This is a genomic window from Eggerthella hominis, from assembly GCF_014287365.1.
In the GTDB taxonomy this organism is placed as follows: Bacteria; Actinomycetota; Coriobacteriia; order Coriobacteriales; family Eggerthellaceae; genus Eggerthella; species Eggerthella guodeyinii.
Window position 1 is genome coordinate 108,592 of sequence record NZ_JACOOA010000010.1, and the last position, 15,538, is coordinate 124,129.

At 64.2% G+C, this 15,538-nt stretch carries 11 protein-coding genes and 1 pseudogene; 6 read left to right on the plus strand and 6 right to left on the minus strand.

Annotated elements, in window-relative coordinates; genetic code table 11:
- Positions 1 to 5 precede the first annotated feature (5 nt).
- Positions 6 to 1,448 carry an MATE family efflux transporter gene (locus H8S61_RS16420; RefSeq protein ID WP_255466674.1) on the minus strand — a complete coding sequence of 481 codons (1,443 nt, stop codon included), beginning with the start codon at positions 1,446 to 1,448 and terminating at the stop codon, positions 6 to 8.
- Positions 1,449 to 2,142: 694 nt separating this feature from the next.
- Here H8S61_RS16420 and H8S61_RS16425 point away from each other — a divergent pair.
- The gene (locus tag H8S61_RS16425) at positions 2,143 to 2,958 is read left to right on the plus strand and encodes a putative endonuclease domain-containing protein (protein WP_366458639.1); all 816 of its coding nucleotides are present in this window, start codon (positions 2,143 to 2,145) and stop codon (positions 2,956 to 2,958) included.
- Between the two features lie 291 nt (positions 2,959 to 3,249).
- Here H8S61_RS16425 and H8S61_RS16430 read toward each other — a convergent pair whose 3' ends face one another.
- The 4 genes from H8S61_RS16430 to H8S61_RS16445 all read right to left on the minus strand — a co-directional run bounded on the left by H8S61_RS16430 (position 3,250) and on the right by H8S61_RS16445 (position 8,493).
- Positions 3,250 to 4,881: an amidohydrolase gene (locus H8S61_RS16430; protein WP_186939748.1), complete on the minus strand. Its 1,632-nt coding sequence runs from the start codon at positions 4,879 to 4,881 to the stop codon at positions 3,250 to 3,252.
- On the minus strand, positions 4,878 to 6,305 hold the full coding sequence (locus H8S61_RS16435) for an MATE family efflux transporter (RefSeq protein ID WP_186939749.1): 1,428 nt from the start codon (positions 6,303 to 6,305) through the stop codon (positions 4,878 to 4,880). Before H8S61_RS16435 ends, H8S61_RS16430 begins: the two co-directional genes overlap by 4 nt.
- A gap of 219 nt (positions 6,306 to 6,524) precedes the next feature.
- On the minus strand, positions 6,525 to 7,493 hold the full coding sequence (locus H8S61_RS16440) for a helix-turn-helix transcriptional regulator (RefSeq protein WP_186939750.1): 969 nt from the start codon (positions 7,491 to 7,493) through the stop codon (positions 6,525 to 6,527).
- 40 nt (positions 7,494 to 7,533) lie between these two features.
- A complete protein-coding gene (locus H8S61_RS16445) occupies positions 7,534 to 8,493 on the minus strand; it encodes a helix-turn-helix domain-containing protein (RefSeq protein WP_160943638.1) in 960 nt (319 codons plus the stop codon).
- Between the two features lie 287 nt (positions 8,494 to 8,780).
- On the opposite strand from H8S61_RS16445, the gene ptcA reads away from it, so the two are divergent.
- From ptcA to arcC, 4 genes are all read left to right on the plus strand, one after another.
- Positions 8,781 to 9,821, plus strand: coding sequence for a putrescine carbamoyltransferase (gene ptcA, locus H8S61_RS16450; RefSeq protein WP_186939751.1), 1,041 nt, complete (start codon positions 8,781 to 8,783; stop codon positions 9,819 to 9,821).
- A 130-nt stretch (positions 9,822 to 9,951) separates the two neighbouring features.
- A complete protein-coding gene (locus H8S61_RS16455; RefSeq protein WP_186939752.1) occupies positions 9,952 to 11,454 on the plus strand; it encodes an APC family permease in 1,503 nt (500 codons plus the stop codon).
- 67 nt (positions 11,455 to 11,521) lie between these two features.
- Entirely contained in the window at positions 11,522 to 12,682 is a 1,161-nt protein-coding gene (gene aguA, locus H8S61_RS16460) for an agmatine deiminase (RefSeq protein ID WP_160943702.1), read from the plus strand.
- A gap of 213 nt (positions 12,683 to 12,895) precedes the next feature.
- A complete protein-coding gene (arcC, locus tag H8S61_RS16465) occupies positions 12,896 to 13,849 on the plus strand; it encodes a carbamate kinase (protein ID WP_186939753.1) in 954 nt (317 codons plus the stop codon).
- A gap of 69 nt (positions 13,850 to 13,918) precedes the next feature.
- Here the strand turns inward: arcC and H8S61_RS16470 are convergent, their stop codons facing one another.
- Positions 13,919 to 14,851, minus strand: a complete 933-nt coding sequence (locus H8S61_RS16470; RefSeq protein WP_255466675.1) for a LuxR C-terminal-related transcriptional regulator — start codon at positions 14,849 to 14,851, stop codon at positions 13,919 to 13,921.
- 372 nt (positions 14,852 to 15,223) lie between these two features.
- Between H8S61_RS16470 and H8S61_RS16475 the strand changes: the two are divergent.
- A pseudogene (locus H8S61_RS16475) lies at positions 15,224 to 15,538 on the plus strand (putrescine carbamoyltransferase); the annotation flags it as partial.

The following is a 15,538-nucleotide window of genomic DNA, read 5'->3' on the forward strand; positions in this document are numbered from 1 at the left end:
TCTTCCTACGCCCCCTCGACCAGCGCTTCCCCCTCCGGCGCTCCCAGCGCGGACGCACCCGCATCCGCGCTCGCGCTCGCGTCCGCGCGCTTGAGCTTGCGGCATTCGCGGGCGGCCAGCGCCACGGCCAGGGCGGCGGCCAGCAGGTCGGCGGGCGGCTGCGACCACCAGACGCCCGTGATGCCCTCGAGCGCGGCCAGCGCCACGATCAGCGGGATGGCGAACAGCAGGTAGCGGCAGATGCCCAGCACGATGGACGTGCGCTCCTGGCCAACGGCTTGGAAGTACGCCGAGGCCACCTGTGCCATGAACCCGAACGGCGCGCACACCAGCAGCGGCAGGAAGTGCGAGGCCGTCAGCTCGACGAGGGCGGGGTCGTCGCCGATGAAGAACGCCGAGATGGGCGCCGCGAACGCGATGACCAGCCCGCACACCACGGCCAGGATGGCGAACGTGCCGCCCAGGCTGGCCTTCACCAGCTCGCGCAGGCGGTCGTGGTGCCGTGCGCCGCAGTTGAAGCTGGCGATGGGCTGCAATCCGTACGTGGCGCTCAGGCACAGCATATCCAAAAGGTAGATGACGTAGCCGTTGATCACGGCGAACGCGGCGAGGTCGGGGTCGCCGCCCAGCGCGCCCAGGTAGTTGTTGATGACCATCGTGTACACGAGGCTGGCGGCCTGCACCAGGAACAGCGGCAGCCCTTGCCACAGGATGGCGCCGCACACCTTACGCTCCAGCTTCATGCCCGAGAACGTCACCTTGAAGGTTGACTTCTTGTTGAACTGGAAATACAGGATGGCGAAGAACCACAGCCCCGTGCTCATGCCGTAGTACGCGCCCGCGGCGGCGAAGCCCAGCTGCAGCACGTACACGCACACGTACAGCCACAACAGCGACACGACCGAGGCGATGACGGCCAGCGCCGATGCCAGCGAGGGCTTCTCGTCGGTGCGCAAGAGCGAGCACAGCAGCTGGCCCAGCGTGCAGAACGGGTAGAAGCACATGAGCAGGCGGATGAACGCCGTCACGTCGGCGTGGATGTCGGCCGTGGCGCCCAGCAGCGTGGCGATCTGCGGCGCGAACAGGGCGATAGCGGCCGAAAGCGCCACCAGCAGGTACGCCGACAGCCAGAAGCCCTGCGCGAACACCTTCTGCGCGCCCGCCGCGTCGCCGCTGCCGAGGCGCTGGCCGGCCGCTGCGGCGGTGCCCATGCCCAGCGCGCCGCCCAGCGCCAGGTTCAGCAGCTCGAGCGGCAGGATGACGGTGACGGCGGCCAGCCCGAGCGGGCCCAGGCCGTTGCCGATGATGAGCCCCTCGAGCACCACCATCACCATCTGGGCCAGCATGCCGGCGAACGTGATGGCTGCGTAGCGTGCGAACAGCGGCTTGATGGGAGCGGTTCCCAGCTCGCGTTCGGCGGGTTCGGGCTCGATGAGCAGCTCGTCCATGGCCGTCGGCCTCCTAGCCTGTGTGGCGCGTTTCCCTTGGATCGACGATACCGCGAAGCGGCGACGAGCGGGGGATTATACCGGTCGCGTTTCGCCCCCGCGCGGGATTATATGGGATTAGCACGTCGCGCTGGATGTATTTGAACAAAAATCCCCGACGTGCGGACTGCGCCTGAGAGAAGAAGCCTCCGTACCTATTCTGGAAAGCGGATTTCGCGCGGTGTGATGATGACAGCGTTCCTGATCAGGTGTTTCTTTTAGCGGTTGCCGCCCAACGCGCGGATGTCGAGCGCGATGTTTCGCACGTCGCCCGTTATTGTGCAATATGAAGGCGTTTTGCATGTTAGGATAAGCGCATACAGGGAGTTAGTGCGAGTGCCCTTCTCATGAAGCGGCCCATTGCGGAAACGGTGCCCTCGTTTTCCTTACCACACCCGCAAGATCCTCTTAACGTAGGGCGCGAAGGGGATGTTGTGCTTACGATGTTTGCGGAAACCTATACGAGCGGCCGGCGAGCCGCATGATCGCTCCGACAATATGCTTCGGGCGCGAAACCGCCCTTCAGATTCTGCGCACGACTGGTCCGGGTGCGCGCGCCTATCTGCGAGCCGATGCGAGCATGCTGCCCGATCGGGCTCCAAGCCCACGCGAGCTTGAAAGAGCCATCGAGCTCGTACGGACGAGCTATCCTTCGGTGGCGATCGACCTGCCTGCCCATGTCCTGGTGGCGAGCTCGTCTCGACGTCGCATGTCGCAAGCGTGCAAGTCGCATGTTTGCGCATCCGCGCTGCAAGGGCGATCCCTGCACCGGCTGGGCAAAGGCGTGTTCGCAAGCGCGGCCGCTCTTGCCTTCGTGCATATCGCGGCGCAGGAAAAAAGCGAGGTCGCCCTGTTGGAGCTCGGCTACGAATTGTGCGGTTCGTATCAAACGCGACGAACCGGGGTCGCTTCTGCCTATCAGGTGGAGCCTCTTGCTTCCGTCAAAGTGTTTGAAAACTTCGCAACTCGTAATCCTTCGTTGCGCGGTTCGGGAAAAGTGGCGAGCATCGCACGCTACTTGGCCGACGATTCTGCATCCCCTCGCGAAACCAAGCAAGCGCTCGCTTTCGGTTTGCCTATGATGTACGGGGGTCATGGGCTGGGCATTCCTCGTATGAACTACAAGATACTCGCAAGCCCTGCGGCACGGGCGCTTACGGGGAAAACGTATTTCCGCGGCGACCTGTGCTGGCCCGAAGCGAAACTCGACGTCGAGTATCAAAGCAAAGAGTCGCACTCGGGCGAGAAAAAGCGCATCTCGGATTCTCGCAGGACGAACGCCCTCGTCTCGATGGGGTGGACGGTCGTGTGCGTCACGAACGACGAGCTCGACAGCATGGTTGCTACGGATGCGATCGCAGAGACGATTCGCCGCCATCTTGGAAAGCGATTGCAGGTTCGCGTCTCCGGCTACCACGCACGAAAGCTGAAGCTGAGAAGGCAGCTGGGATTGCCCATTGGATACGATTAGGTCTACCCGCGTTTTCTTGCGGCCCGACATCGATTTTGCAGCGGAATCGGTCGTGTTTGAACAAAAATCCCCGACGTGCGGGATGTCGTTTCTGCCATCGTGTCGCGCGGTTTTTGCTTGGTTTGGGAAACGCCAGGTCAGGAACATGGTTGTATCGAAATGCGCGGCTTGGGGCCCTGATGGGCGATTCGAAAGCGTTTTCCGAAGCTCTCCGAACCCGTGCGATGCCGACGCGGGCGGTGCCCCCGGTTCCGCGTCGGGGGCACCTGAAAAAGAAGGGGATGGGGATGTTTAGGCCCCGAACACCTTCTTGCCGCCCAGGTACGTGGCCAGCACCTTTGCGCCCAGAATCTCCTCGGGGGCGCACGTCACGAGGTCGGTGTCGAGCACCGCGAGGTCGGCCAGCTTGCCCACCTCGAGCGACCCGACTTCGTCGCCGCTGCCCGCGGCGACGGCGCTGCCCAGCGTGTAGGCGCGCACGGCGTCGGCGGCGTCGATCTTCTCCTGCGGCTGCCAGCCGCCCGCGGGCTCGCCGGTGGCCGGGCTCTGGCGCGTCACGGCGTCGTAGATCACCTCGCGCGAGTTGATGTCCACCACGGGCGAGTCGGTGCCGAACGAGAACTTCACGCCCGCGTCGAGGTAGCTGCGATACGGCCACATCCATCGCGCGCGCTCGGGCCCCAGGTCGCGCTCGATGCCGTTCGGGTCGAGCACCGTGTGGGGCGGCTGGCAGTTGGCCGACACGTCGAGCTCGGCCAGCCGCGCGATGTCCTCCGGTAGGAAGTTCTCGAGGTGTTCCAGCCCGTTCTGGCCGGCCACGGGGCCGAACTTCGCGCGCGCCTCCTCGAAGATGTCGAGCGCCACGTGGATGGCGCGGTCGCCGATGGTGTGGATGCGCACGGCGAAGCCTTCCGCAGCCGCGCCCAGCACGATCCGGCGCATGCGCTCGGGATCGGTGACCGGCGCGCCGCATTCGCCCTCGTACGCCGCGTTCGCATACGGCTCGGTGAGCCAGGCGGTGTGGGTGGACGACACGCCGTCGAAGAACTGCTTGAGGCCGGGGGAGCGCAGCAGGTCGTTGCCGGCGAACTCGTCGCGCAGCGCGCGGGCGCGGGCGAGGTCCTCCAGCGCGGTGGGGAACATGTTGATGCGCACCGTGAGGTCGCCGCGCTCGTACAGCGCGCGGTACACGTCGTCGCGCACGAAGTCGCCGCCCGGGACGGCCAGCAGCGACACGTCGCACACGCTCGTGATGCCCTCGGCGTTGAGGTCGGCCAGGAACTGCTTGATGCCGGCGTTCGTCTCCTCCTCGCTGAACTGCAGCATGGTGGGGATGAGCTGCGTGGCGGCGGTCTCCTGGATGATGCCGGTCAGCTCGCCGTGCTCGTCCTTCTGGTAGATGCCGCCGGCGGGCGGCACCGAGTCCTTCGTGATGCCGAACTTCTCGAGGCCCTTCGAATTCGTCCACAGCGTGTGGGAGTCGCCCGACTGCAGGCACACGGGACGGTCGGGGTAGGCGGCGTCGAGGACGTCCTTCGTGGGCAGCACGGGGTTGTCCCACAGCGGGTGGTACCAGCCGTACGACAGCATGAACTCGTCGCGCGGGCGGGCGTCCTCCACCTGCTTGAGCGCCTCGACGCAGTCCTCGGGGCAGGTGCCCTCGCAGAACACCACGTAGGGCGAGCGATCCATCGCCGAGGGGAAGAAGTGCAGGTGGGAATCGTGGAAACCGGGGCAGACGAACGCGTTGCCCAGGTCTTCCTGCCGGGTGGCGGGCCCTGCGTAGGCGGCGGCCTCCTCGCGCGGCCCGACGAAGACGATGTGGCCGCCCTCGATGGCGATGCTGCCGTCCATCGTGGCGTCGGCGCCCGGCTCGGCGGTGAAGATGCGGGTGCTGCTCAGAATCAGATCGGCCGGCTTCATGCGACGGCTCCTTCCTGCGGGAGGTCAGACGTATCGGGTGCGGTCTCGGTGCGCAGCGAGCCCAGGCGGCGCAGCTCGCGCACCACGAACACCAGGGTGAACGCGAAGCACAGCACGTCGGCTACCGGCTGCGCCCACCACACGCCCGTGATGCCCATGAACGAGGACATGATCATGATGCAGGGGACGGTGAAGATGAGATAGCGGCTCATGCCCAGCACCGTGGCGATGACCACCTTGTCCACGGCTTGGAAGTACGCCGACATCACGTTCGACACGGTTCCCAGGCACGCCAGCGCGCACAGCGGCAGGGCGTTCGCGGCGGCAAGCGCGATGAGGTCGGGCTCGTTGCCGCAGAAGATGGTGCAGATGGGCACGGCGCACACGATGAACAGCACCGAGATCACGGCGATGGCGCCGGCGGTGTCCACCACGGCCACGCGGATGAGCGTCTTCAGGCGGTCGGGGCGCTTGGCGCCGAAGTTGACGCTGGCCAGGGGCTGCACGCCGTACGTCGCGCACAGCCACATCATGTTGAGGATGTACACGAGGTACCCGTTCAGGATGGCGAACGCGGAAATCTCCAAATCGCCGCCCAGCACGCCCAGGTAGTTGTTGATGACGATGGTGTACAGGAGGCTGGCCACCTGCACGAGGAAGGTGGGCAGGCCGATGACGAGGATCTCGCGGCACAGCGCGCCCTCGATCTTCATGTCGGACAGCGAGATCTTGAAGTTCGTGTGCTTGCTGAAGATGAAGTAGAACACCACGACGAACCACAGGCCGATCGAGGTGCCGTAGTACACGGCGGCGCCGGCCACGCCCATGTTCGCCAGGAAGATGGAGCAGTACAGCCACACGATGGCCAGCACGGCCGAGCCGAACATGGCGGCGGTGGCCAGGGCCGGCTTCTCGTCCACGCGCAGCACCGACGACATCATCTGGCCGAGGATGCAGAACGGGTAGAAGCACACGAAGATGCGCATGAACGTGACCACGCCGTCCACGAGGTCGGGCGTGGCGCCCAGCATGAGGGCGATCTGCGGCGCGAAGATGAAGATGAGCACCGAGACGGCCAGGATCAGGTACGTGGACAGCCAGAAGCCCTGCGAGAACGCCTTGCGCGCTCCCGCCGCGTCGCCCGCTCCCAGGCGGTTGCCCGCCACGGTGGCCACGCCCATGCCGAGCGACCCGCCCAGCGCCAGATTCAGCAGCTCGAGCGGCATGATGATGCCCACGACGGCCAGGCCGAACGATCCCAGGCCGTTGCCGATGATCACCCCCTCCAGGATAACCATGACGGCCTGCGCGGCCATGCCGATGAGCGTGATGAGCGAGTACTTCACGAACAGACCGTGCACGGGTTTGGTGCCGAGCTCGCGGTCCTCGTCGGTGGCCGCGACGGCGGTCGTATCCTCTGCCATCAGCGCTGCCCTCCTTTCCCAATCCGGTTGAAGCGGACGCGGTGCCGCTTCCTCGGGACGACCGGGCGGTCGCCCTCGCGTGCGGGCGGCTCCCTTGCGGCCGCCCCCTCTGGAAACGACCATACGCCCGTCGCCCCGCCGGAGGAAAGTTTATAAGGGGTTGGATTCCCCGCCCCCGGGATTAGAAGGGGTTAGCACGCTTTTGAGCAGGGGAGATTCCTAGTCTTCCTTCCAGAAGCTCTGGAGGAGCTGTTGGCGGGAGCCGACGCCCGCCTTGTGGTAGATGTTGTGCACGTGCGCCTTCACCGTGCCCAGCGACAGCGTGAGCGCGCTCGCGATGTTCTGGTTGTCCTTGCCCTCCAGCAGCAGGGCCAGCACGTCGCGCTCGCGCGGCGTGAGCGCGTGGCGGTCGGCGTAGCGCGCCAGCTGCGTGTGGGCGCGCTGCTGCACCTTCGTGGTGGCGCCGGTGGGCGGCTCGTGGAAGCGGATGGACAGGGTGTCGGCCGCCGAGCGGATGGCCAGCACGGCGCAGAAGATAACCGCGGCGTTCTCGCACATGTTGCGCTCGCTGAGGTGGTACGTGAAAGACAGGTCGGTGATTTGGGGCGCGAGGTAGTACATCATGACCGAGTCTTCCACGAACACGAGCGCGATCATCACGGCGAACACGAGATACGGCTTTCTCATGCGCAGCAGGTGCTGCCGCAACGCCTCGTCGCCGGTGCGGCGGTACGCCCAGAACCCGTAGGCGAGCGCCGATGCCACGCAGAGGTCGCGCACGCCGTAGAAGATCCATTGGCTCAGCCGCGAGTCCTGCACGGCCACCACGACGACGGCCTGCACGAGCACGCAGATGCCGCAGGGCACGGCGATGCGCAGCCAGGTGCGGCGCTCGACGTATTCCAGCACCACCCACCACACGCTCATGATGAACAGCGTGGAGAACGCCAGCTTGAACCACGGGTGCATGAAGGGGAACGTCACGATCTCGGCCAACGTCTCGGGTTTCAGATACGAGTACTCGTCGAGGAAGATGAGCGACGTTTCCAGGCAGAACGCGAGGAAGAAGGCCATGACGCCCAGGTACGTGGTGCGGTGCGACACGAAGTAGGCCGACAGCGACATGCTGGCCGAGAACAGGCACATCAGGATGAACAGCATGGTGTAGCAGAACCAAACCTCGTTCATGGGGCCTCCTCGTCGTGGGCGCGCCGCGTGGTCTGCCTGGTCATTCCTTCCAGAAGTCGCGGGTGAGCTCCTGGCGGCTCGCGTGATCCGTCTTCTTCAGGATGTTGTGCACGTGCGCCTTCACCGTGCCCAGAGCCAGCTGCAGATCGCTGGCGATGTTCTGGTTGTCCTTGCCCTGCAGCACGAGCGCGAGGATCTCCCGCTCGCGGGCGGTCATGCCGTGGCGCTCGCTGTAGGCGGGCAGCAGGTCGTCGATCTGCTGGCGCACGACGGGGTTCTCGGACACCGGGGGCTCCTTGAACCGCAGGCGCAGCGTGGCGGCGGCTTCGCGCAGGCTGAAGAAGGCGAACGCCAGCATGAGGAAGTTCTCGGAGAAGTTGCGCTCGGATATGTAGAGGGGAAGCATGGCGACGGTGGTGGGATCCCACACCAGCATCATGAACGTGTCCTCGAGGATAATGCACATCGTCAGCACGAGCGTGATCAGGAACAGGGGCTCCTGCCGGCGCATCCTCGCCTTCTCGATCTCGCTTTTCGTGGTGCGGTAGCGCAGCAGCGCGTACGCGAGGCACCACAGCAGGAATATCTGGCGCATGCTGTAGAACAGCCATTGCTTGTACTGCCCCTCGGGCACGGCGATGATGACGGTGGCGCTGAGCACGACGAATCCCACGGCCGGCACGATCCGCATCGACAGGCGCTTGTCCCCGAGGAAGTCGAGCGCGACGAGCCACAGCGATTGGATGATGCCCAGCGCGAAGAAGATCCTCAGAGCCGGCTGATCGATGATGTAGAACACTTCGAGGGGAAACTCGGTGTTCTGGCCGAGGTATTCGTTCTGGAAGATGAGCGCGAGGTCGAGAAAGTAGAACAGGAAGAACGCCACCATATATAGGTGGCTGCGTTTGCGGCAGACGAAGTACGCGGAAAGGGAGATCGTTCCCGCCGCGATGCAAACGAGCATGACGAGGATCGTGTAGAAGTAGAAGGCAATCTCCAAGGTTTAGTCCCCTCGCTTTCCCGCGTGCGGGTCGGCCGTTCTTCCTGCGGTCATTCTACCTCGTGGGTTTAGGGAGTCGTATCGGGGTTGTAGTGCTTTTGTAATCCAAGATTATAACACCTGATCAGAAGATGGATTACCAAGGATTATTTCGGTTATAGACTCTTTTTGAAGAAAATAATCTTCATTATTCCTTCACAACGGAGGGTGCCGGCTGCATAGTGGGCGCCATGAGAAGCGGCCGACGAACCGGAAGCCGCGGACACCGATCCCACATAGGAGGAACCATGGCAGTGAAGGACTACATCGACACCAACGACTTCACCAAGGAAGAGCTGCTCGACATGATCGAGCTGGCGCGGTCCATGAAGACCATGATCGAGGAGGGCGGCCGCTACCCGCTGATCCTGAAGGACCGGACCCTCGGCATGATCTTCCAGCAGGTGTCCACCCGCACCCGCATCTCCTTCGAGACGGCCATGACCGACCTGGGCGGCCACGCGCAGTTCTTCGGCCCGGGCACCATCCAGCTCGGCGGCCACGAGACGCTCGAGGACACGGCGCGGGTCATGGGCTCGCTCGTGGACGTCCTCATGGCCCGCGTGAACCGCCACCCCGACGTGGTGGGCCTCGCCGCCAACAGCGCGGCCCCGGTGATCAACGGCATGTCCGACTACAACCACCCCACCCAGGAGCTCGGCGACCTCATGACCATGATCGAGAACCTGCCCGAGGGCAAGTCCATCGAGGACTGCAAGCTCGCCTTCGTCGGCGACGCCACCCAGGTGTGCGTGTCGCTCATGTTCATCGCCTCGAAGATGGGCATGGACTTCGTGCACTTCGGCCCGAAGGGCCACCAGGTGACCGACGGCGGCCTCGTCGTCGACAAGACCGTCGACATCATGGCGATCGCCGAGGGGAACTGCAAGCTCTCCGGCGGCACGGTGACCGTCTCCGACGACGTCGAGTCCATCAAGGGCGCCGACTTCGTCTACACCGACGTGTGGTACGGCCTCTACGACGAGGAGGAGGGCGGCGCGAGCTACATGGACGTCTTCTACCCCAAGTACCAGGTGACGATGGACATGATGGACTTCGCCGGCCCGGGCTCCAAGTTCATGCACTGCCTGCCGGCCACCCGCGGCGAGGAGGTGACCGACGAGGTCATGGACCATCCCGAGCGCTCGCTTTGCTGGGTGGAGGCCGAGAACCGCAAGCACTCCATCCGCGCGATCCTGGCCTACCTCTGCCCCAAGGCGGAGGAGGACGCCGCCGTCGCCGACGCGGCCGAGGCCCGCATGAACGCGGTGCTCAACAAGATCGCCTAGCGATGCCTCGGGTGTTCCGAGGGGGACGGACCCCCTCGGAACACCCGCACTGATCGAACGCTCCACCGGGCCGGGCCCGCGCTCAAGCTGACGCGACCTGGTGGGGCTGACCCCCTGGAAGGGGATACCAATGGGTAATAAAGTCAAGAAGTTCTCATTCATCAGCGTCATTCTTTCCGTGATCTGCGTGGTGTTCGTGGCCGAGGCCGCCGCTCCCGCCGCCGCTATCGGCAACCAGCAGTTCTTCTGGTGGATCTTCCTCATCATCACGTTCCTGCTTCCCTACGGCATGGTGGTGGCCGAGCTGGGAACCACTTACGATTCCGACGGCGGCCTGTACGACTGGATCCGCGAAGCCTTCGGCGATCGCTGGGGCAGCCGCGTGGCGTGGTACTACTGGATCAACTTCCCGCTGTGGATCGCATCGTTGGCCACGCTGTTCCCCGACATCCTCGGCATGGTGTTCGGCGTCGAGTTCGAGCTCGCCCCGGTCCTGCTCATCGAGCTGGCCTTCGTGTGGATCGTCGTGTTCATGAGCTTCTCGAAGGTGTCTGACTCCGCCTGGATCCTCAACGGCGGTGCCGTCCTCAAGGTGCTCATCGCGGTGTCCGTGGGCGGTCTCGGCATCTGGTACGCCGTGAACAACGGCTTCGCCAGCGACATGTCGCCGGCCACGTTCATGCCCGACCTCACCAACACCAACGCGTTGACGTACCTGTCCATCATCTTGTTCAACTTCATGGGCTTCGAGGTTATCTGCACGTTCGCCGGTGCCATGAAGAATCCCTCGAAGGACATTCCGAAGGCCATCGTGCTGGGCGGTCTGGCCATCGGTGCCATCTACCTGTTCTGCTCGTTCGGCATCGGCGCGGCCATCCCGGCCGACCAGATCGACCCGGACTTCGGCATGATCTACGCCGTGATGACCATGGTGGGCGAGGCGTCCCCGATCTTCATGATCATCTGCATCATCTTCCTCGTCACCCTGTTCGCGAACATGGCCTCCTGGTCGTTCGGCGTGAACTTCGTGGCCGACTACGCCGCCAAGCACGGCAACATGCCCAAGCTGTTCTCGCATGAGAACGCGAAGACGGAGATGCCCACCGGCGCGGCTATCATCAACGGCGTGGTGGCATCGCTCGCCCTCATGCTGCAGCTGATTCCGATCCCGGCCATCTCCGACGGTATCTTCTGGATGCTGTTCTCCATGAACGTTGTGTTCCTGCTGATCAGCTACATCCCGATGTTCCCGGCGTTCCTCAAGATGCGCAAGGTGGACCCGAACCGCAAGCGCGTGTTCACGTTCCCCTTCAAGGGCAAGCTCATGTACGTTATGCTGGCCATCCCCGCCATCGAGCTCGTGCTCGCCATCATCGCCACCATCGTGCCGCTCAACGGCACGGAGGAGGAGCTCTCGAAGATCCCCATGCTCATTGGCGTGATCGTGTTCGTGGTGCTCGGCGAAGTGGTGCGCATCTGGTCGAAGCGCGGCCGCACGGAAGAGTACAAGGGCTTGACGCCCGCCCTGGCCGCCGAGCGTTTGGACGCGGAAGCCGCCGAAGAGGCTGGCGAGGATGCCGAAGCCGAAGAGGCGAAGAGCGACGCGGAGCCCGAGCCCGTACCGGTGGCGTAGCAACCGCCGCAACCGCAAGCAACGCTTGAAAGCAAGTACTGCAAATCAAAACAGAAAGGTGTGCATTATGAAGACGATTCACGAGAGCGAATCCACCCCGAAGGCAGACGGCTACCGCATGCCCGGCGAGTTCGAGCCGCAGACCCGCATCTGGATGGCGTGGCCGCATCGCACCGACACGTGGGCCTGGGGCGCGAAGCCGGCCCAGAAGCAGTACGCCGACGTCGCCCGCGCCATCGCCCAGTTCGAGCCCGTCACGATGTGCGTGAACCAGGCCGACTACACCAACGCCAAGGCGATGTTCGAGAACGATGAGAACGTCACCGTCATCGAGATGACCACCGACGACGCGTGGGTGCGCGACACCGGCGCCACCTGGGTCGTCAACGACGAGGGCGACAAGCGCGCCGTGCATTGGCACTTCAACGCCTACGGCGGTTTCGAGAACGGCCTGTACTTCCCCTGGGACAAGGACGAGCAGATCGCGCTCAAGATGGCCGAGATGAGCGGTTGCCGCCGCTATCGCCCCGAGAGCTTCATCCTCGAGGGCGGCTCTATCCACGTCGACGGCGAGGGCACGGTCATCACCACCGACATGTGCCTGCTCGATCCCGGCCGCAACGCGTCGGCCACCGACTTCGAGCCCTGGTCCGAAGAGCTGCGCGCGTACTGCGACGAGCAGCTCAAGAAGTATCTGGGCGTCGAGAAGGTCATCTGGGTCAAGGACGGCATCGATCCCGAAGAGACGAACGGCCACATCGACGACGTCGCCCAGATCGTCGCGCCCGGCAAGGTGCTGTGCATCTGGTCCGACGATCCGGACTACCCGTTCTACAACGAGTGCCATGCCGCCTACGAGACGCTGTCGAACGCGACGGATGCCAAGGGCCGCAAGCTCGAGGTGACCAAGCTCGTCATGCCGGTGAACCCGCTGTACATGGATCAGGATTCGTGCGATTCCATCGACACCGATGAGAACGCCGAGCCGCGCGTGGCCGACGAGCCGCTGATCGCTTCCTACATGAACTTCCTCATCGTCAACGGCGGCGTCATCGTGCCGCAGTACGGCGACGAGAACGACGCGCTGGCCGTCGAGCAGATCCAGGCCGCGTTCGACGAGGCGTGGGGCGAGGGCGTGTACAAGGCCGTGGGCGTGAAGACCGACCAGGTCGTCTTCGGCGGCGGCAACATCCACTGCATCACCCAGCAGGAACCCGCCGGCAAGTAGTACCGCGCGCCGTGGCGCGCCTGGAATCCTCCCGGTCGAGTGCGTTCATGCGCGCCGACCGGGCGGATTCATAGGATGCATTTTCCAGAGAACCGCGCGTTTTCCTTCGGCTTCCCGGTGCGCACCGGCGAAGGGAGCGATGCGGCAGGAGCGGTCCTTTTCGCCAGGGGCCGCTCCGCCTTTTCCATCAATCCTCGATAGAAGGAGTTTCGTATGCCTTACCAGAAGGGTGACGGCAAGTCGGTCGTCATCGCGCTCGGCGGCAATGCGCTGGGCAACACGCCGCAGGAGCAGCTCGACCTCGTGAAGAACACCGCCAAGCACATCGTGGACATGGTGGGCGAGGGCACGAACGTCGTGGTCAGCCACGGCAACGGCCCGCAGGTCGGCATGATCAACAACGCCTTCGCCTACGCGAGCGCCCACGACGGCAAGACCCCCGAGATGCCGTTCCCCGAGGCCGGCGCCATGAGCCAGGGCTACATCGGCTACCAGCTGTCCCAGGCCATCCTCAACGACCTCAAGGATCGCGGCATCATGCGCTCCACCGCCTGCATCGTCACGCAGACCGTGGTGGATCCAGACGACCCGGCGTTCCAGAACCCCACGAAGCCCGTCGGCGCGTTCCTGTCCGAGGAGGAGGCCAAGGCCAAGGCCGCCGAGACCGGTTGGACGTTCAAGGAGGACGCCGGCCGCGGCTGGCGCCAGGTGGTGGCTTCGCCGAAGCCCGTGCGCATCGTCGAGTTCGACGCGGTGAAGGACCTCATGGACGACGGCTACATCGTGGTGTCCACGGGCGGCGGCGGCGTGCCGGTGTTCGAGGAGGACGGCCAGTACACGGGCGTCCCCGCGGTCATCGACAAGGACCGCTCCTCGGCCAAGCTCGCGGCCGACTTCGGCGCTGACATGCTCGTCATCCTCACGGCCGTCGAGAAGGTGTGCATCAACTTCGGCAAGCCCGACCAGGCCGAGATCTCCACGATGACCGTGGCCGAGGCCGAGGAGTACATCGCCCAGGGCCAGTTCGCCCCCGGCTCCATGCTGCCGAAGGTGGAGGCCTGCATCGAGTTCGTGCAGGCGCATCCCGAGGGCAAGGCCCTCATCACGAGCCTCGAGTGCGCCGCCGCGGGCCTCGAAGGCAAGACCGGCACGGTGATCACCGCCTAGCGCAGCAACCTCGCATCGCCAGCTCCACCAAGCGCCCCGCCCCGACCTCGGTCCCGGCGGGGCGCTTTGCTATTCCTTCCAAAAATCCTGCATGAGCTCCCGGCGGCTCGCCTGGTCGGTTTTCTTCAGGATGTTGTGCGTGTGCGATTTCACCGTGCCCACGGCAAGCTGCAGCTCGCTCGCGATGTTCTGGTAATCCTTGCCCAGCAGCGTGAGCCTGAGGATGTCGCGCTCGCGCGGCGTCAGCCGATGCTGCTCGGCGTACAGCGGCAGCACGTCCTCGATGTGTATCTGGGACGCGGGGCTGTCGGGGGTGGGCGGCTCCTTCGCCCTGAGATGAAGGGTTCTGATGCCCGTGCGCAGGGCGAAGAAGGCGTACACCAGGACGAGGGTGTTCTCCGAGAAATTGCGCTCGGACAGGTACAGCGGCAGCAGGGACGCCGCGATGGCTCCCGACGGCGTCCAGATGAGGATGAGCAGCGTGTTCTCGACGACGATGCAAACCACGAGCACGGCCGTTGCGATGAACAGCGGCCTCTGCCGGCATAGCCGCGCGTGCTCGACGGCGCTCCCGGTGCGCCGGTACTGCGCGAAGGAGTACGCAAGGCACCAGACGAAGAACGCCTCGCGTAGGCTGTAGAAGCACCATTGTTTCCAATCGCCTTCGGGCATCAGCATGACGATGAGGAAGCTGGCGACGACGAACGCGGTCGCCGGGGCGATTTTGAGCACGAGACTCCGCTTGTTGAGGTAATCGCACACGATGAGCCAGATCGATTCCAGGATGCCCACGGCGAACACGGTTTTGAGCAGGGGCTGCTCGATGCCGTAGTACGAATCGAGGGGAATGAGCGTGCCGTGGTTCAGGTACTCGCTCTGGAATATGAGCACGAGGTCGAAGAAGTAGAACAGGAAGAAGAACACGGTGAAGAGGTACGTGCGGTTCTGCGAGATGAGGAACGTGGAGATCGCGATCGTGCTTGCGGCGATGCAAACCAGCATGACGAGTACCGTGTAAACGTAGAAAACAATTTCCAACGTGATCTACTCCCCTTCGATCCCCGGTGCGAGCCTGTGTGCTCATGATAACCCTCCGAAGGGGAGGCGATAGCGGTTCAAATGCGTTCAGGGCCGGTTCAAAAAGGTTCAGACGCGTTCAAACGGGTTCATGCGATGCCGACCGCACTATCACCCCTTTGTAATACCTCCTGCTCATACGCTGTATTTCTGGTTCAGTTCCCCTGGGGGCGAACTGCGCCGAAAAATGAACTCCATTATTCCTTCACAACCTCACCTCCTGCTCCCATGCTGTGCGCCATGAGAAGCGGCCGACGAACCGGAAGCCGCGGACACCGATCCCACATAGGAGGAACCATGGCAGTGAAGGACTACATCGACACCAACGACTTCACCAAGGAAGAGCTGCTCGACATGATCGAGCTGGCGCGGTCCATGAAGACCATGATCGAGGAGGGCGGCCGCTACCCGCTGATCCTGAAGGACCGGACGCTCGGCATGATCTTCCAGCAGGTGTCCACCCGCACCCGCATCTCCTTCGAGACGGCCATGGCCGACCTCGGCGGCCACGCGCAGTTCTTCGGCCCGGGCACCATCCAGCTCGGCGGCCACGAGACGCTCGAGGACACGGCGCGGGTCATGGGCTCGCTCGTGGACATCCTCATGGCCCGC